Origin of the sequence: Paenibacillus lemnae, assembly GCF_012933385.1 — a bacterium.
In the GTDB taxonomy this organism is placed as follows: domain Bacteria; phylum Bacillota; class Bacilli; order Paenibacillales; family Paenibacillaceae; genus Paenibacillus_AQ; species Paenibacillus_AQ lemnae.
On record NZ_JABBPN010000013.1, the window covers coordinates 22,582 to 40,353 of the forward strand.

Here is a 17,772-nt window from a genome sequence, read left to right on the forward strand (position 1 = left end):
TAGTCAATAGACCATGTGAGCGGGGGTTTTTCTATGCAGATCAATGCGGTTTTTGAAGGCGGGGGTGTGAAGGGAATTTCGCTGGCCGGGGCTGTAAAAGCCGCAGAGTTGGCAGGTGTCGGCTTTAACCGAATGGCAGGCACATCGTCAGGATCCATTGTGGCAGCGGTTCTTGCTGCAGGATACAAAGCGGATGAAATGAAACGGATTATCGAGGAAACCCCATTCCAGCGGCTGCTTGTTCGTGCGCCCATATTCAATACCCGGTTCGTGGGCCCTCCGCTGAGAGTTTTGCTGAAAAAAGGATTGTATTCCGGAGAGGCTCTTGAGCACTGGATCCGCAAGCTTTTGCTCGCAAAAGGGATTTTCACGTTCTCGGATCTGCCTGACGGTAAGCTGTACATTGTCGCTTCGGATATTACAAACGGCAAACTGCTTGTGCTCCCGGACGATCTGAAAAATTACGGCATTAATCCATCTACATTCCCCGTAGCAAAAGCAGTTCGAATGAGCTGCAGCATCCCATATTTCTTTGATCCCGTTATTCTGCGGTTAATGGGGGAACAGGCCAGAGGCAAATCGTTTCAAGAGCAATTTGTATACATTGTCGACGGAGGTTTGCTAAGCAATTTTCCGTTATGGCTGTTTGACCGCAAACTGAAGGGCAAGGAGAAAGCGCTGCCTGTCGTCGGTTTTCAAATGGTGGGGAAGAACAGCGGAGAATCGCACCGGATCAACGGGCCCTTCAGTATGCTGACGGCAATGTTTGAGACGATGCTGTCTGCGCATGACGAACGTTATATCGAGAAAGAGAACCGGAACCGGACGATTAAAATACCTACACTTGGCATCAGCACCACTCATTTTAATTTATCAGACACAGAGAGTATGGAATTATATCAGTCCGGTCTGATTGCCGGGAAGCGTTTTTTTCAGGACTGGCGGCCTGACAAACATGAATAATAAGAAGGTGGTATCCCGGGAATTTCCCTCGATACCACCTTTTTTTATGATTGCGTTTATGAATGACCTCAATGATATTTGGGAACATCATCGGACGGATCATGCTTGCCCTTCTGGCCCTCAATAACCTGGAAAGGATACTGCTTCTTTCGAGGTGAATTCGGACTGGCGGATTTCCTTGTACTACTCTGCATAGACTTCCATTTGGCCTGCGTTTTTTTGGATGGTTTGATTTTGCGCCGAAGCTTCAGACGCCCTGGCGGAAACTTGTAGAGCAGAAATACGACAGCCACAATAATCACAGGAATATAAAATCGTGAATCCGATAAGTTGAGGATGATTCCTAATGCTGCAAGTGCAACGAATGTCCAAAAAATGATGATCTGTGTTCTCAGCCTGTACATGGATTACTCATCCTTTCGCTGGGTCAAGTACACTTCCTGCTAACGGCTTTGCTGCCGCTGCTTGTTCATATTGAGCATCCAGTTCCCGCATCCGGTTAAAGGATGCAATAGACACCTCTACTTGATCATCCGAAGGTTCCTTCGTGGTCAGCAGCTGCAGCCACAAACCAGGGTAACCCATATAGCGAAGAACCGGAACATCTCTCAAGGAGTTAGTCAGTTTCAGGAACTCAAATGAAATACCCAGCACGACAGGGAGAAGAACAATACGCTGAATGACTCTCTCCGTCAAGGTGTCCCAAGGGACTACTGAATACACGACAACCCCCAGAACAATCGTCAGCATCATAAAGCTGCTGCCGCAGCGGTAATGAAGTCGAGTGTATTTCTGTACGTTCTTGACGGTCAGATCCTCTCCGGCTTCAAATGCGCTGATGACTTTATGCTCGGCACCATGATATTGAAACAGGCGCTTGATCACAGGAGTCTGAGAGATCGCCCAGAGGTAGATGAGCAGCAGAATCAACTTGATAACGCCTTCGATCAGATTCCGAATGACATAATTATCAATGATATTGCCAAACAGGAAATCTTCAACAAATACCGGAACGAGTGTGAATAACAGCTTGCCGAATATAAAGGAGAGCACACTCACAGCGGCAACACCGATAATCATGCTGAGGCTCCAGCCGTCCTCTTCTTTCTCTTTCTGCTTCTCCCGTTCTTCGGGTTCGAGCGTATCGTCTGCATAATTGTCTGCAGAGAAATTCAGGTGCTTGGAGCCTTTAATGGTTGAATCTATGAGACTAATGATGCCGCGGAGCAGCGGGATTTTACGCAGCTTCAGAACCAGAGACTTATCCTCCCGCGGCACTTCGAGAAACTTGATTTCATTGTTTTTTCTCCGGACAGCTGTTACGTTGACATGCCTGCCTCCGAACATGACCCCTTCGATGACGGCTTGGCCTCCGTAGCTGACCTGAGCGGGCTTTTGGGACAAACAATTCACCTTCCTGTCTTGAAATACGTTCTTATAAATCTATTGTATCGAATAATGAAGTTAAATTCTAGTTGGATTAGGCTTTTAGAATATGAGCATAATAATTTTTAAGTTTTATGAAGGGGTGAGCGTATTGATGAATCCGCTGCAAAGCAAGTCAGAGCGTATCTATACCAACCGGTTTACATTCGCACTCGAGCTGGGATTTTATGCAGGCTTTATATGGGGAGGCATCCGGTGGGTCTTTTATCTGCTTCATTTTACAACTGTGCTTCCCGGATTTTTGCTTGAGCCTTTTTTCAAGCATGCATTTCTGATGACAACGGCAGGACAGCTGGCGGGATGGCTCTCTTTTATTGCACTTTCTGTTATTGCTTCTCTTATTTATGTGCTGCTGTTCCGCAAGGTGAAAGGGCCCTGGCCGGGAATTGCCTATGGTATTGTATGGTGGGCGCTGCTGTTCATTGCGCTGAACCCGATGTTTCACTGGAGTCTTCCGGTCAAAAAAATGTCTTGGGACACGAACATTTCTGAATTTTGCCTGTTTTTGCTGTGGGGGTTATTTATCGGATATACAACCGCGGAAGAATACACGGATGAAAAGCTGAGGGACAAGAAGGAAGTAATGGGCTAAGTTAAAAAAACTTCTCAAGTAGAGCCTGCCTATGGTAAAATAGCTTTTGGTTATTTGACGAAAAGGTGGGAAACCTTATGAAGTCTATCTGGGTCATCAACGGACCTAATCTAAATCTGCTCGGAACCCGCGAGCCAGGCGTGTACGGCTCGGTATCCCTGCAAAGTATTGAAGGCTCTTTGCGCAGTCAGGCAGTAAGCGCAGGAATCGGCATTACCTTCTTCCAATCGAATCATGAAGGAGCACTGATCGACCGGATTCATGAGGCCATGGGACAGGCTGATGGAATTTTGCTCAATCCGGGCGCATTCACGCATTACAGCTATGCACTGCGGGATGCCATCAGTTCTGTAAGCATTCCGACTGTCGAGGTGCATTTATCCAATATTCATGCCAGAGAAGCTTTCCGCCATATTTCGGTAATTGCACCTGTATGTGCAGGACAAATCTGCGGATTTGGGGCCGGCAGCTACAAGCTTGGTCTGGACGCTTTACTGGATATTGTTGATAACAGTGCTTCATAGCTTGTAACAGAAACAAAAGAAGGAGCGTGGTACGATCATGGCTAATCATAGGGTAACACGGCTTCGGAACGTAATGGAGCAAAAAGGTTTGCAGGCCCTGCTGGTGGCAAGTCCCGTCAATCGCCGGTATTTGACCGGATTCACAGGGTCCGCCGGATATGTACTTGTTACTTCTGAACATTCGTACCTGCTGACCGATTTCAGATATATGACGCAGGCTCCCCAGCAGGCTGCCGGATTCAACGTGATCGAGCACGGTGCCAAAGTAATGGATACTGTGAAAGAGCTGTTGTCATCCGAAGGCATAACGTCTCTCGGATTTGAGCAGGATCATGTTACATACGCTGTATACTCAGCTTACAGCGAGCAGTTGAAGCCAGTGACACTTGTTCCGGCTGGAGCTATCGTAGAGCAGCTGCGAATGATTAAAGACAGTGAAGAATTAAAACAGATGCAGCAGGCTGCTGATCTGGCAGACGAGACGTTTCAATTCGTTTTAAGCATCATCGAAAGCGGCAAGTCCGAGCGGGACATCGATCTGCAGATGGAGATGTTTATGCGCCAGCGAGGCGCTGCTTCATCCTCATTCGAGACGATTGTCGCTTCAGGGGAAAGATCTGCACTGCCCCATGGCGTAGCGAGTGACAAGCTCATCGGCATCAACGAACTGATTACCTTTGATTTCGGGGCACTCCTGAATGGCTACTGCTCTGATTTGACCAGAACGGTTGCCGTTGGTACACCAGACCCGAAGCTTAAAGAGATTTACGACATTGTGCTTGAAGCCCAGCTTCACACACTGGATCAGATCAAACCCGGCATGACCGGACGACAAGCGGACGCTTTGGCCCGTGATATCATCACCCGGTACGGGTACGGTGAATATTTCGGACACAGCACGGGGCATGGTCTCGGCATGGAAGTTCATGAATCTCCCAGATTATCCAAGCTGAGTGATGATGTTCTTCAGCCAGGCATGGTAGTTACCGTAGAACCGGGCATATATTTGCCGGGTCTTGGCGGTGTCCGCATCGAAGATGATATTGTTATTACAGAAACGGGTATTCATATCTTAACGGCTTCTTCCAAAGAATATACCGTGCTGTAGTTCTCAATAGAATAGAGTTGAAGTTCATACCAGGAGGGATTTTTGTGATTTCAGTTAACGATTTTAAAACAGGCCTGACCGTTGAGGTAGATGGCGATATTTTTACAGTAATCGAATTTCAGCATGTAAAGCCGGGTAAAGGCGCTGCATTTGTCCGTTCCAAGCTGAAGAATCTCCGCAACGGCAACACGGTTGAGAAGACGTTCCGTGCGGGTGAAACCATCGGCCGTGCTATGATCGAGAACCGCGGTGTGCAGTACCTGTATGCCAGCGGCCAGGAACATGTATTCATGGACAATGAAACCTACGACCAATTCAGCCTGACCAGCGAACAACTGGAATGGGAACTGAACTTCTTGAGAGAGAACATGAATGTAAACATCATCAGCTACCAGGGTGAAATTCTGGGTATCAACCTGCCGAACAGTGTGGAATTGAAAGTCGTTGAGACCGAGCCCGGAATCAAAGGCAATACGGCAACAGGCGCGACCAAGAGCGCAAAAGTCGAAACCGGTCTAAGTGTACAAGTGCCTCTGTTCATTAACGAAGACGATGTACTGCTGATCGACACCCGTGAAGGAAAATACATTTCGCGGGCATAGTCTTTAGCTCATCAGCCGTCTTTCTGCGAATTTCGCGGAAGGCGGCTCTTCTTCATGCTCTGTGATAGAGTGATGATTGAACATTTGGTTACAGAAGTGAAATTGCTTGACGCAACCGAGCACTTTCGTATTATACTGATTTAAAGTGAGAAACCATCGATACATACTGAAAAAGTAGGGAGTGAAGGCAGGTTGTCACTGTACGTCATGAAATTCGGGGGCAGTTCTGTAGGAGATACGGAGCGCATGCAGCGTGTCGCTCGAAGAGTTGTTGAGAAGCAGGATGAGGGTCACCAATGCGTGGTTGTTGTTTCCGCAATGGGAGATACGACCGACGATTTAATAGATCAATCCAAATTGTTGAACGAAAACCCGCCCGCACGGGAGATGGATATGCTGATGACAACAGGAGAACAGATTTCCATGTCCCTGCTGGCTATGAGCATTCATAATCTGGGCCGTGAGGCGGTGTCCTATACTGGATGGCAGGCCGGTTTCCGAACGGAAGCCGTTCATGGCAAAGCGAGAATTAACGACATTTCACCGATTCGTGTGAACAAGGCGCTTGAAGAGGGGAAAATTGTTATTGTTGCTGGATTTCAGGGGATGACAGAAGAAGGTGAAATCACCACCCTTGGCAGAGGCGGCTCAGATACAACAGCCGTAGCGTTGGCAGCCGCCATTCAGGCCGATGTCTGCGAAATCTATACCGACGTGGACGGAATTTATTCGACAGATCCGCGTGTGGTGAAATGTGCGCGCAAGCTGAATGAAATTTCTTATGACGAAATGCTGGAACTGGCGAACCTGGGAGCAGCGGTACTGCACCCGCGCGCTGTTGAGTATGCCAAGCATAACAACGTCAAGCTCGTCGTAAGATCCAGTTTTAACTATAACGAAGGTACAGTGGTTAAGGAGGAAGCCAGCATGGAACAAGGTGCAGTAGTAAGCGGGATCGCTTTTGATAAAAATGTGGCCCGAATCAGTATTTTAGGCGTATCCGATTATCCGGGTGTTCTGGCACGAGTGTTTGGTGCGCTGGCACAAGAGGGTATCGATGTAGATATTATCGTACAGAGCGGGGTTCAGAACGGGGAGGCAGACTTCTCGTTTACTATTGCGCGTCACGAATCACAGCGTGCCCTGTCCGTTATTGAAGGGATCCGTACCGAGGTGCCGTTCCGCGAAGTCACTTCAGAAGTGAATCTGGTTAAAGTATCGATCGTTGGAGCAGGAATGGTCAGCCATCCCGGCGTGGCCGCTCAAATGTTCGATGTGATTTCCAAGCAGGATGTCAGCATTAAAATGGTCAGTACGTCTGAAATCAAAGTATCCTGTGTTATTGAAGGCAGCAATTTAGAGGGTGTTGTTCAGGCGCTTCATACGGCGTATGGCCTGGATACCAATCAGCAAGCTTCAGTCGGGGGACCTCAGGTCCGCCGCTAATCAACATAAAATGAAATGTATACCAAACAAGCTAGCAGATCCGGTTCGATAGAATCCGGGTCTGCTTTTTTGTGTTCTATGAAGTTCTTTTCAAAAAAATAGAGATAAACAGAGAGGGTTTCGCATAGTTTAGGATATCAAGTAAAAAGGAGGATATACATGCTGGACAAGTTTGTGACCGGTATGGCTTCCCTCAGGCTGTTTTCCGGCAGTGTCGAAATTTTGGCGGCGATCATAATGCTGCGGTTAAACCAGGTGGACAAGGCCCTGGCTGTCAATTCCGCTCTGGCTTTTGTGGGACCGATGGTATTGATATTAACCACGACGATCGGACTCGTCGGCATGGCAGATAAACTGTCCTGGGGAAAAATCGGCTGGATTATGTGTGGAGCGGCCTTTCTCTTATTCGGGATTTTAAAAAAATGATAGATTCCAGGCATAAAGACAAAGTACAAGCATACATATGGGATAAAGACCAAGAAGCGAAAACAGGATCATCTGGAGGAACGCATATGAACAAACGCCTGCTGGAATTATTTCCGGATCATTTAAAATCGCTGCTGCTCCGTGTGCCAGGACCCATATTAGAGAGGTTGGAAGAAATCCGAATCCGGGAGGGAAGGCCGCTCGAGATTAATTACGGGGGGCAATTTCAGTTCCTGAAACCTTGCGGAGGCTTCACCTGTGTGCCAGATGATGCGTACAAGCCGGCTAGAGAAGATACGCTGAGACTGCTTGATATGATCAGCAACCATTCCCTTTACACGCTGGAGGAAGAGCTGCGCAAAGGGTTCATCACCATAGCCGGAGGACATCGGGTCGGCTTGACGGGAAGAACCGTACTGAGTGGGGGTAAAGTGGAGCACCTACGGGACATCAGCGGATTTAATCTGCGCATCGCCAGAGAGGTGCGCGGAGCTGCCGACAAGCTGCTGCCGTTTCTGATGGACTATAAGCGCAAGAGGGTTCTGCACACATTGATCTTATCCCCTCCTCAGCATGGCAAAACAACCATGCTTCGTGATCTCGCAAGGCTGATCAGTCAGGGTGAGCCCGGGTCATCATCACAGAGCTGCAGGGGACTGAAGGTCGGAATCATTGATGAAAGGTCTGAGATTGCCGGCTGTATTCAAGGTGTACCCAGCTTCGAGGTTGGGCCGCGGACAGACATTCTGGACGGCTGCCCCAAGGCTGAAGGCATGATGATGATGATTCGCTCCATGTCCCCTGATGTGCTGATTGTGGACGAGATTGGCCGGAGTGAAGATGCGGAAGCTGTATATGAAGCGCTCCACGCCGGAATCAGTGTCATTGCTACAGCTCACGGCGCTTCGCTTCAGGATATCAAGGAGAGGCAGGGCCTCGATATGCTGATCGAAAAAAGGATGTTTGAGCGGTATGCGGTTCTTTCCCGGTCCTCGGAAGGCAGCTTGTTCCGCCTTCATGATGGAAGCCACCGCACACTGCAGACATCCATGGCTGGAGGGGCGGTGACATGATTGCTTAACTGGATAGGCGCAGCAATCATATTGCTGTCCGGGGGACTTGCAGGCCTGTATCAGGCCCAGCAGTTTGCTACAAGACCGCGGCAGATTCGTGAGCTGATCCAGGCACTGCAGCGGCTGGAAACCGAGATCAGTTATGGCTTTACTCCGCTCCCTCAAGCACTGGAGCGAATCGGTAAAGCGATGAAAGATCCGCTGTCATCCCTGCTGAAATGTGCCGCTGATGGCATGAAACCGGGTCAGGGCTGGAGTGTAGAGGAAAGTTTTGCCTATGCACTTGACTCCTATTGGAAACAGACAAGCATGAAATCAGCTGAGCGGGAAGTGGTACGGCAGTTGAGTATTGTGCTTGGCACCAGCGACAGGCAGGACCAGATGAAGCATATTGCACTCGCCGCCAGTCAGCTGAAGCATGAGGAAGCGGCGGCCAGGGAAGACCAGGCCAAATATGAAAAGATGAGTAAAAGCCTGGGCCTGCTCATCAGTGCATTGATCGTCATTTTGATCTTTTAGCGAGGTGCCAGCAAATGAACATTGAAGTGAACGCCATTTTCCAGATTGCCGGGATCGGAATTATTGTTGCCATGATCCACACGGTACTGAAGCAGATGGGAAAAGAAGATATGGCGCACTGGGTCACGTTGATCGGATTTGTAGTCGTACTGTTTATGGTGGTTCGGCTGCTGGATGATCTGCTCCAGGAAATCAAAACGATATTTCTCTTTCAGTAGGTAGAGCTTCATGGAGATTATACAAATTGTCGGTCTCGGTCTCATCGCAACGGTGCTCATCCTGATCATTAAAGAACAGAAACCCTTGTTTGCTTTTCTGCTGGCCCTCACAACCAGTGTCCTGATCTTCATGATGCTCATCGGGAAAATAGGCAGTGTCATTACGATGCTGGAGGATCTGGCCGAAAATTCCGGTGTGCAGACGGTCTACTTGAAAACCGTGTTAAAGATTATCGGGATCGCCTACATTGCAGAAATGGGGGCCCAAATTGTCAGAGATGCAGGCCAGGAATCGATCGCTTCCAAAATCGAAATGGCTGGTAAAATTCTCATTCTGGTTCTTGCGGTTCCAATCATCGGCATTATCATCGAGACCGTACTGAAGCTGCTGCCGGCCTGAGAAAGCGGGGAATGAACATGAAGAGACAACGGGCAGTCCTTGGCGCTTTGCTTCGGCTGCTGCTGATCCTCACACCGCTGTTCACCTTCTTTACCGGCACGGCAGCAGCGGCCTCGGCAGAAACCCCATCCGACGCCTGGGTGGAGGAGCAGACAAAGGAACTGCCTGTAGATCAGGTCGAACAGTACTGGAATGCGCTGATGAAGGATTACGGGGGCTTTTTTCCGGATGGTAAAACACCGTCCTTTATGGATATGCTGCTGCCAGGAGGTGAGGGACTAAGCCTCAAAAATGTACTCGGAAGCATCGGAGGCTACGTCTGGCATGAGGTGCTTTTTAACGGCAAGCTGCTGGTTACGATTGTGATGCTGAGCATTATGAGTCTGATCCTGGAAAATCTGCATACTGCTTTTGAAAAAAGTACAGTCAGCCGGGTAGCCTATACGATCTGCTATATGGTGATCCTTGTCATTGCTGTGAACAGCTTTCATGTTGCCATCGGTTATGCCAAAGGCGCTATAGATCAAATGATTAACTTCATGATGGCAATGCTGCCACTGCTCTTCGCACTTCTGGCATCCATGGGCAATGTGGTTACCGTGTCGATTGCGCATCCGCTGATTATCTTCATGGTTCATACGGTGGGAACATTAATCAGTACAATCGTCTTTCCACTGCTGTTCTTCTCAGCACTGCTTCATCTGGTCAGTTCACTCTCCGAAAAGTACAAGCTGACACAGCTTGGCAATCTGCTCAGGGGCATTGGTATGGGTGTGCTGGGCGTCCTGCTTACCGTTTTTCTGGGTGTCATTTCGGTCCAGGGTGTGACAAGTTCGGTCACGGATGGTGTGGCCATTCGGACAGCGAAATACGTAACCGGCAATTTTGTACCGGTGGTAGGCAAAATGTTTGCCGATGCGACCGATACGGTGATTTCAGCCTCACTGCTGGTCAAAAACTCGATTGGCCTTGCAGGCGTCATCATCATTTTGTTTCTATGTGCATTCCCGGCGATCAAAATTTTGTCCCTCGCCTTGATATATAATGTCGCGGCGGCTGTCATGCAGCCACTTGGCGACAGTCCGATTGCAGCATGCCTTCAGGCCATCGGAAAAACCATGCTCTATGTATTTGCCGCACTGGCAGCCGTGAGCATGATGTTCTTTCTGGCGATTACGATTTTGCTCTCTGCCGCAAACATCACGGTCATGATGCGATAACTTCACTCCGAGGGAGGGGACAAGACGATGGAATGGCTGACCGAATGGCTCAAAAGTGTCATCGTCGTAGTTATGTTTGCAGCCTTCGTAGAGCTGCTTCTGCCAGGCAAATCGATGGAACGCTATGCCAGGCTAGTGTTAAGTCTCCTCATTTTGCTCGCCCTGCTCAAGCCGATCATTGGGCTGTTTTATGAAGCTCCTGAGCCGCAGCTGGCAGAGAGGCTGGAAGCGATCGAGAAAGGAATTCCACCCGGCAGCAGCCTGGAGAAGATCTTGGCTCAAGCGGAGGTCATTCATGACATGCAGCAGAAGCAGAGCCTGCAGTGGGCAGCAGAGCAAGCGGCTCTGGAGATGAAGCATCAGATTGCTGCAGAGACAGGGGAGGAGCCCGAAAGTGTAACCGTTGCTTTGAAATTTCAGGGGGACCCTGCTTCTTCCGGACAGGGAGGAGCCGCTGTTGAATCGGTAAAGGTGAAATTAAAGCCGCGGGCAGCTGCAGATGGTCACCAAAAGGCAGACCCGGAGGATCAGGACGGGGCCAAACCCGTGGATCCTGTCCAGATCGAGAAAATCCAGGTCAGCATCACAGAGACAAGGACAGGGGAGGAACCTGTTCTGAAAGAAAAGCCGGCAGAAGAAGATGACCCGGAATTTGTGGAGCAAGCGAGAGCTGTGAAGGCTCTTTTGGGAGCAAACTGGCGACTGACAGACGAGCAGATATCTGTAAGCGCCGCAGAACAATTTAAAACCTGAACCAAAAATGGATAGAAAGGGTGGTCATGATGGGAAAATGGATCAATCGGCTTGAGCAGTGGCTGGGCGGCGGAAGCGGCGGAGCCAAGAAGGTGCAGACCCTGCGCTGGCTGATCATTTTGGGACTGCTGGGTGTAGCCATTATGCTGTTCAACTCGTTTGTCCATGTGAAAAAGCTGGATAACGAGAATATTGGAAGGGAGCCGCCGGACAGCACAGAGACGTCTTCAGCTATCTCTGCTCCGGTCGGCGGAGGGAGTGAATTCGGCAGCATTGAACAGGAGTTTGAAGCCAGAACAAAGGTTATGCTGGAGCAAATTGTTGGAGTGGGAGCCGTGGATGTACTGGTCACCGTAGAATCAACAGAAGAAATCATTGTGCAGCGCAATATGAAGGATACACAGGAACTCACCGAAGAGAATGATAATAATGGGGGCAAACGTCATGTGACCAGTTATACGCGTGACGGGCAGATTGTAACCTATGAGTCTGCAGGTGAGCAGAAACCAATTATTACAAAGCGGATCAAACCGCAGGTTCGGGGCGTTCTCGTCGTTGCCAAGGGAGCAGAGAACGAGGTGGTTAAAGGTCTGATTGTCGATGCGGTTCAAAAAGGGTTGAATGTACCCAATTACAAAATTTCCGTCGTGCCCCGCAAGCAGGAATAGAGTCCGAGGCCGCGAACCGATCGCGAACAGCCGCCTAATTAAAGGAGGAAATATCTCGTATGAATAACAAAAGACAAACCATCTGGTTGGTTTCCATGTTAAGTCTTATGGTCATTCTTTCAGCATATTATCTGTTCACAGAGGACGCCGGTCCTGCTGCACCTCCGGTTGCCGAGGGAACGACATCGATCGGACAGCAGTCTAACAGCGGCACAGAAACTGCGAACAATGAAATCATCATTGATGAAGTGGTTGAAGAAGGGACAGATGGTGACGCAGGCGAGGCCAATGGAGCTCCGGCTGCCAATGAAAGCAGTCCTGATGGCGATGCAGCCGGATCAGACACTTCGAAGCCGGAATCCAAAACTAACAGCGCTGCTGCTACGGATAAGCCTGTGGAGGAACCGAAAGTCAGCGAGTCAGAAGCTGCAGTTAATACAGATAAAGAAACGGCAAAAACTGAGAAAGAAATTTTGGAGGAAGTGGCAGCTGTGCAGGCAGGCTCAGCCTCCGCAAAGCTTGAATCCTACCAGCTGGATCGCGCGAACAAGAACATGAAGCTCTATGAAGAACTGATGGCAAAACTTGATAACCAGGAAACCACTCCGGATGAAACAGCCAAAGTCACCGAACAGATGAAGACCTTGGAAGAAAAGGAGTCTATCCTGTACGCGATTGAGGAGCAGCTGCAGCAGCAGTATGAGAACGCTGTGGTAAAAGAAGAAAACGACCGTTACAATGTGGTTGTACTTAGTGAAAAGCTGGATGCCAAAAATGCAGCAGGTATTGTCAGCATGATCATGAAAGAACTCAAGGTTTCCCAGGACAAGGTCAGTGTTCAGTATGTCGCTCCTTAATACGTAATAGACCGTATCCGTGGACACGGCCGCTCCTTAAGCGAAAATGATGAAAGAGTCCGGGGGAATCTCTTGGACTCTTTCCATTTCTTTGGTTTATGATATAATACTCTAAGTTATTGACAGACTGTCATAAGCATAGCTTCCCAGATATTGAAGGAGTGAGCGTCGAGAATGTTTAATTTAAACGAAATTAAAGAATTGATTGAACTTGTGGATCAAACATCCGTACAGGAACTGGAAATCGAGAATGAAGGCACCCGCTTGTCTATTAAGAAGCCGGGAAACCCTGAAGTTATCAGCTATCAGGCAGCACCGCAGGCTTACGCCGCACCGCCGCAAGCTGTGGTTCAGGCAGCACCCCAGGCACCGCCCCAGAGTACTCCAGGCCAGGATCAGCCTGCCGCAGTGGATACAACAAGCTCATTACATAAGATTGTTTCACCGATGGTTGGAACATTCTACAGTTCCCCGTCTCCGGAAGCGGCTCCATATGTCAGCAAGGGAGATAAGGTGGATGTGAAGTCGACCGTATGTATTATCGAAGCCATGAAGCTGATGAATGAACTGGAAGCCGAAATCAAAGGCGAAATTGTGGAAGTGCTTGCCCAGAACGGGCAGCTGGTGGAATTCGGACAACCGCTGTTCCTGGTGAAACCGGATTGAAATCCATGTTCACTGAGAACGTAAAGCCAATGAGTCCGAAGGAGGTAAACTGCATGAGTTTTCAAAAAGTGCTGATCGCGAACCGAGGCGAAATCGCTGTACGGATCATCCGTGCCTGCCGTGAGATGGGGATTTCTACCGTAGCTGTCTATTCAGAGCCGGATCATGATTCCCTGCATGTGAAACTTGCGGATGAAGCGTATTGCATCGGTCCAACATTGTCCAAAGACAGCTACTTGAATATTACTAACATTATGAGCGTGGCTTCTCTTACAGAATGCGACGCAATTCATCCGGGATATGGATTTCTGGCTGAGAATGCCGATTTTGCGGAAATTTGTGAATCATGCAATATTACGTTTATCGGTCCGTCAGCGGATGCCATTAACCGCATGGGTGACAAGGCAGTCGCCAAACAGACGATGAAAGATGCCGGAGTCCCCGTGATCCCGGGTTCTGACGGTCTGGTAGAGGATATGAATGAAGCCATCATGATTGCCCGTGATATCGGATATCCCGTTATTATCAAGGCAACTGCCGGCGGCGGAGGCAAAGGTATTCGTATTGCCGATGATGAGGAATCCCTTGTGAAGCAAATTACACAAGCTCAGCAGGAGGCGCAGAAAGCCTTCGGCAATGCTGGTGTATATCTTGAGAAATATCTGACTGGCATGAAGCATGTGGAAATCCAGATCATTGCAGATACGTTTGGCAATGCCGTTCATCTGGGTGAGCGGGATTGTTCCGTGCAGCGCCGCAGACAGAAACTGGTGGAAGAAGCGCCTTGTCCAGTACTGTCCAGTGATGTGCGGGAACGCATGGGAGCTGCAGCAGTCAGAGCAGCAAAGGCTGTTCAGTATTCCGGAGCCGGAACGCTGGAATTCTTGCTGGGATCAGACGACCAGTTTTATTTCATGGAAATGAATACCCGGATTCAGGTCGAGCATCCGGTGACCGAAATGGTTACCGGTGTGGATTTAATCAAGGAAATGGTTTCGGTAGCTGAAGGCAATCCGCTTTCCTTCTCTCAGGAGGATGTGGTCATCAACGGCTGGTCCATCGAATGCCGGATCAATGCAGAGAATCCCGACAAAGGATTTATGCCGGCACCCGGCACGATCCAGTTTTATCTGCCTCCGGGCGGTCCTGGCGTGCGTGTCGACAGTGCTGCTTATCCCGGCTATACGATCTCACCTTTTTATGATTCTATGATTGCAAAACTGATCGTATGGGCACCGACCCGTGAAGAGGCGATTGCCAAAATGAAACGGGCTCTGCTGGAGTTTGATATTGAGGGCATTTATACGACCATTCCGTTTCACCAGAAGCTCCTGAACCACCCTGTTTTTATTAAAGGAGACTTTGATATCAAGTTTTTAGAAGAACACGAGGTATAGACCGAGGGGTATTGTTTGTCATTGATCTGGGCAGATGATATTATATGTGTATTAAAAAACGCATGCCTTAATGTGGTCTGAAAACTTATCTTGAAAGGTGTGTTGGGACAATGGTAGATTCTTTGCAGACGCCGACGGAATTCGAGCGGACTGAAATCGGACAGATCCAGATCGCTCCAGAAGTGATTGAGGTCATTGCCGGTCTGGCAACGATCGAAGTTAAGGGCGTTGCAGGAATGAGCGGCGGTTTCGCTGGAGGTATTGCCGAACTACTGGGACGCAAAAATTTATCTAAAGGCGTTTCCGTAGAAGTCGGGCAGCGTGAAGCGGCTGTCGATGTTTCGGTCATCGTGGAATATGGCCATCGTTTGCCGGAAGTGGCGAGCGAGATCCAGCGTAATGTCAAACGTTCGATTGAGAATATGACGGGACTGAATGTAGTGGAAGTCAACGTTCACATTCATGATGTTCATTTCATGAAATCCACGGAAAAGAATGAAGATCCGGATCTGGTTCAGCGTGTGAAATAAGAAAGAACATGAACCCCCGACAAATTTGTCGAGGGTTTCATCTAATTTTTAGGAGGCTTTGTTGGTGATGGCTAAAATCCTGGACAGACTTATGCTCTTTATTTACAGCTTGAGCATCGGCGTAATATGTATCGTTGCCATCCTCCTTCTGAGCGGCGCTATTCCATACGACTTGACGAGTGCGCAGGAACAGGCTCTCTTTTTAGGGGGGATTATTGCGGCATCCATTCTCCTGCTGCTGAGCCTTCGCTTCTTTTACCTTTCGATTCGGCGTGAACGTGCGACGACGAATTCGATTGATCAGCGTACAGAATACGGTGATATTCAGATTTCAGTCGAAACGATTGAAAATCTGTGTCTCAAAGCTGCTTCAAGGGTTCGCGGTGTTCGTGATTTGAAATCGCGAATCAAGGTTTCTCAAGCGGGGCTGGACATTGCGATCCGTGCAGTTGTAGATGGAGAAGAATCCATTCCCGGTCTTACCACTGAGGTACAGAAGCAGGTGCATGACTTTGTGGAAGAAACAACGGGCATTCCGGTTTCCGGCGTATCTGTATATATAGCGAACGTGGTTCAGGCGCCAAGCTTTAAGAGCCGCGTAGAATAGAGGTGAGCTTCCCGGATGTCTTGGAAAGCGATATGGGAAAGTCACGGCGGACGAATATTCGGTGTCACCAGCGGCTTGGTCTGCGGTCTGATCTATTTAATATCCGGTTTTTGGGATATGCTGTTCTTTGCATTAGTGGTATTTATCGGCTACACCTTCGGAAAACGAAGAGATCTCAGGCAGGGTTCCCTGTTCCATTGGCAGGAATGGGGAAGCTGGCTGAGTGATCGCTGGCGGCCGTTTAAATGAAACCCTGTGATATGCTTTTCTCCGGAAAAATGCCGAGACTATTGCTGTCCTCTCGCACGTTTGCGGAGTTAAAGCAGCTCTAAGGGTTTTTTTATTATGAGGATATACTATGATATACACCAAATCGGATTTCAACAGGTCCAAGCAGGAGGAAACACATGAAAAGAAGAGTCATAAGGGAAATTGCCGTTCAGAGTTTATACCAGATGGAAATGAACAATGTAGACAGCCGGGAAGCAGTGACGATGCTGCTTGCGGAAGCGGCAGAGGAGAATGAAACGGAACGGGTCATCGGTGACGAGGTCAAAGTGCAGGAAATTGTCCTTCAGCTCGTGAATGGATGCTGGGCCGAGCGTGGGAAAATTGATGCAGTTCTTGCCGATTACCTGAAAGGATGGCAGGTAGGCCGTCTGTCGCGGGTAGATCGTCAGATTCTGCGTCTGGCCGCTTATGAACTGGCGTATCGTGAGGATGTGCCGGGCAAGGTAGCTGTGAATGAAGCCATTGAGCTGGCCAAACATTTTGGCACCGATGAATCGGGAAAATTTGTCAATGGTGTACTCGGGAAAATGCTGCAGCAGCTGGATGCGGTGAAATCCCAGCTGAAAAGCGCTGTCGAATAAATTTAATAGATAAGGGAGAGGTTGACATGACTGCAAGCGTCATTAGCGGAAAGCTGATATCGGAAGAAATTCGGACAAGTATTTCAGAGGAAGTACAGGAGCTGGCTTCAAAAGGGGTTCGGCCTGGTCTTGCCGTTGTGCTGGTCGGGGACGATGCTGCTTCTCAGGTTTATGTGCGCAATAAGGAAAAAGCTTGTCAGACCCTGGGTTTTTATTCAGAGGTTCACCGTCTCCAGGGATCTACCAGTCAAGCTGATTTGTTATCTTTAGTGGACAAGCTGAACCAGGACCGCAATATCCACGGCATTCTCGTTCAGCTTCCCCTTCCGAAACATATCGATGAAAAATCCGTCATCAATGCAATCGCTGTAGAAAAAGACGTTGACGGTTTCCATCCTGTAAACGTAGGGAATCTTGTGATCGGGGACGACAGCCTGCTGCCGTGTACACCGGCTGGCGTAATTGAGATGATTAAGCGGTCCGGATTAACGATTGCAGGCAAGCATGCTGTCGTGATCGGAAGATCCAATATTGTGGGCAAACCGGTCTCCCTGCTTCTTCAGCGTGAGCATGCGACAGTAACCATGTGTCATTCCCGTACTTCAAATATGGCGGAAGTGGCCAGACAGGCAGATATTCTTATCGTAGCCATCGGCCGTGCCAACATGATTGACGACACTTATGTCAAGCCGGGCGCAGTCGTAATTGATGTCGGAATGAATCGACTGGATAACGGCAAGCTGGCGGGAGATGTGGACTATGATCTTGCAAAAGAAGTGGCCGGCTATATTACACCGGTACCAGGCGGAGTAGGACCGATGACCATTACGATGCTGATGCAGAATACGCTTCTGGCCGCCAAGCGTTTGAACGGACTTCACTAGG

24 protein-coding genes are annotated in these 17,772 nt (G+C 49.0%); 22 read left to right on the forward strand and 2 right to left on the reverse strand.

Going from position 1 to position 17,772, the window contains the following annotated elements; all coding sequences use genetic code 11:
• Positions 1-33: 33 nt before the first annotated feature.
• Positions 34-963, forward strand: a complete 930-nt coding sequence (locus HII30_RS13955) for a patatin-like phospholipase family protein (protein ID WP_169505656.1) — start codon at positions 34-36, stop codon at positions 961-963.
• 68 nt (positions 964-1,031) lie between these two features.
• Here HII30_RS13955 and HII30_RS13960 read toward each other — a convergent pair whose 3' ends face one another.
• Both HII30_RS13960 and HII30_RS13965 read right to left on the reverse strand, forming a co-directional pair.
• Entirely contained in the window at positions 1,032-1,367 is a 336-nt protein-coding gene (locus HII30_RS13960; protein WP_343045111.1) for a hypothetical protein, read from the reverse strand.
• A 7-nt stretch (positions 1,368-1,374) separates the two neighbouring features.
• A complete protein-coding gene (locus HII30_RS13965; RefSeq protein ID WP_169505779.1) occupies positions 1,375-2,310 on the reverse strand; it encodes a DUF1385 domain-containing protein in 936 nt (311 codons plus the stop codon).
• Positions 2,311-2,503: 193 nt separating this feature from the next.
• On the opposite strand from HII30_RS13965, the gene HII30_RS13970 reads away from it, so the two are divergent.
• The 21 genes from HII30_RS13970 (at position 2,504) to folD (ending at position 17,771) form a co-directional block, all read left to right on the forward strand.
• The gene (locus HII30_RS13970; RefSeq protein WP_169505657.1) at positions 2,504-3,001 is read left to right on the forward strand and encodes a YqhR family membrane protein; all 498 of its coding nucleotides are present in this window, start codon (positions 2,504-2,506) and stop codon (positions 2,999-3,001) included.
• 77 nt (positions 3,002-3,078) lie between these two features.
• Positions 3,079-3,525 carry a type II 3-dehydroquinate dehydratase gene (aroQ, locus tag HII30_RS13975; RefSeq protein ID WP_169505658.1) on the forward strand — a complete coding sequence of 149 codons (447 nt, stop codon included), beginning with the start codon at positions 3,079-3,081 and terminating at the stop codon, positions 3,523-3,525.
• Between the two features lie 37 nt (positions 3,526-3,562).
• Positions 3,563-4,633, forward strand: a complete 1,071-nt coding sequence (locus tag HII30_RS13980; protein WP_169505659.1) for a M24 family metallopeptidase — start codon at positions 3,563-3,565, stop codon at positions 4,631-4,633.
• Between the two features lie 44 nt (positions 4,634-4,677).
• The gene (gene efp, locus HII30_RS13985) at positions 4,678-5,235 is read left to right on the forward strand and encodes an elongation factor P (protein WP_169505660.1); all 558 of its coding nucleotides are present in this window, start codon (positions 4,678-4,680) and stop codon (positions 5,233-5,235) included.
• A 192-nt stretch (positions 5,236-5,427) separates the two neighbouring features.
• Positions 5,428-6,681: an aspartate kinase gene (locus HII30_RS13990; RefSeq protein ID WP_169505661.1), complete on the forward strand. Its 1,254-nt coding sequence runs from the start codon at positions 5,428-5,430 to the stop codon at positions 6,679-6,681.
• Between the two features lie 159 nt (positions 6,682-6,840).
• The gene (locus HII30_RS13995) at positions 6,841-7,107 is read left to right on the forward strand and encodes a YqhV family protein (protein WP_169505662.1); all 267 of its coding nucleotides are present in this window, start codon (positions 6,841-6,843) and stop codon (positions 7,105-7,107) included.
• A gap of 86 nt (positions 7,108-7,193) precedes the next feature.
• A complete protein-coding gene (gene spoIIIAA / locus HII30_RS14000) occupies positions 7,194-8,180 on the forward strand; it encodes a stage III sporulation protein AA (RefSeq protein ID WP_169505663.1) in 987 nt (328 codons plus the stop codon).
• On the forward strand, positions 8,181-8,699 hold the full coding sequence (gene spoIIIAB / locus HII30_RS14005) for a stage III sporulation protein SpoIIIAB (RefSeq protein WP_169505664.1): 519 nt from the start codon (positions 8,181-8,183) through the stop codon (positions 8,697-8,699).
• Between the two features lie 14 nt (positions 8,700-8,713).
• Entirely contained in the window at positions 8,714-8,917 is a 204-nt protein-coding gene (gene spoIIIAC, locus HII30_RS14010) for a stage III sporulation protein AC (RefSeq protein ID WP_169505665.1), read from the forward strand.
• 10 nt (positions 8,918-8,927) lie between these two features.
• Positions 8,928-9,317: a stage III sporulation protein AD gene (spoIIIAD, locus tag HII30_RS14015; RefSeq protein WP_169505666.1), complete on the forward strand. Its 390-nt coding sequence runs from the start codon at positions 8,928-8,930 to the stop codon at positions 9,315-9,317.
• Positions 9,318-9,334: 17 nt separating this feature from the next.
• Positions 9,335-10,537: a stage III sporulation protein AE gene (gene spoIIIAE, locus HII30_RS14020; protein WP_169505667.1), complete on the forward strand. Its 1,203-nt coding sequence runs from the start codon at positions 9,335-9,337 to the stop codon at positions 10,535-10,537.
• Positions 10,538-10,564: 27 nt separating this feature from the next.
• Positions 10,565-11,290 (forward strand): stage III sporulation protein AF, encoded by a 726-nt coding sequence (gene spoIIIAF, locus HII30_RS14025; RefSeq protein ID WP_169505668.1) that lies wholly within the window; start codon positions 10,565-10,567, stop codon positions 11,288-11,290.
• Between the two features lie 29 nt (positions 11,291-11,319).
• Positions 11,320-11,958, forward strand: coding sequence for a stage III sporulation protein AG (gene spoIIIAG, locus HII30_RS14030; RefSeq protein ID WP_211184596.1), 639 nt, complete (start codon positions 11,320-11,322; stop codon positions 11,956-11,958).
• A 59-nt stretch (positions 11,959-12,017) separates the two neighbouring features.
• Positions 12,018-12,815 carry a SpoIIIAH-like family protein gene (locus HII30_RS14035; RefSeq protein WP_169505670.1) on the forward strand — a complete coding sequence of 266 codons (798 nt, stop codon included), beginning with the start codon at positions 12,018-12,020 and terminating at the stop codon, positions 12,813-12,815.
• A 174-nt stretch (positions 12,816-12,989) separates the two neighbouring features.
• On the forward strand, positions 12,990-13,481 hold the full coding sequence (gene accB / locus HII30_RS14040; RefSeq protein ID WP_169505671.1) for an acetyl-CoA carboxylase biotin carboxyl carrier protein: 492 nt from the start codon (positions 12,990-12,992) through the stop codon (positions 13,479-13,481).
• Positions 13,482-13,534: 53 nt separating this feature from the next.
• Entirely contained in the window at positions 13,535-14,878 is a 1,344-nt protein-coding gene (accC, locus tag HII30_RS14045) for an acetyl-CoA carboxylase biotin carboxylase subunit (RefSeq protein WP_169505672.1), read from the forward strand.
• Positions 14,879-14,988: 110 nt separating this feature from the next.
• Positions 14,989-15,408 (forward strand): Asp23/Gls24 family envelope stress response protein, encoded by a 420-nt coding sequence (locus tag HII30_RS14050; RefSeq protein WP_169505673.1) that lies wholly within the window; start codon positions 14,989-14,991, stop codon positions 15,406-15,408.
• A 67-nt stretch (positions 15,409-15,475) separates the two neighbouring features.
• Entirely contained in the window at positions 15,476-16,015 is a 540-nt protein-coding gene (gene amaP / locus HII30_RS14055) for an alkaline shock response membrane anchor protein AmaP (protein ID WP_169505780.1), read from the forward strand.
• Between the two features lie 15 nt (positions 16,016-16,030).
• Positions 16,031-16,264: a DUF2273 domain-containing protein gene (locus HII30_RS14060; RefSeq protein WP_169505674.1), complete on the forward strand. Its 234-nt coding sequence runs from the start codon at positions 16,031-16,033 to the stop codon at positions 16,262-16,264.
• 158 nt (positions 16,265-16,422) lie between these two features.
• Positions 16,423-16,887, forward strand: a complete 465-nt coding sequence (gene nusB, locus HII30_RS14065) for a transcription antitermination factor NusB (RefSeq protein ID WP_169505675.1) — start codon at positions 16,423-16,425, stop codon at positions 16,885-16,887.
• 26 nt (positions 16,888-16,913) lie between these two features.
• The gene (folD, locus tag HII30_RS14070) at positions 16,914-17,771 is read left to right on the forward strand and encodes a bifunctional methylenetetrahydrofolate dehydrogenase/methenyltetrahydrofolate cyclohydrolase FolD (protein ID WP_169505676.1); all 858 of its coding nucleotides are present in this window, start codon (positions 16,914-16,916) and stop codon (positions 17,769-17,771) included.
• Position 17,772: the final 1 nt, after the last annotated feature.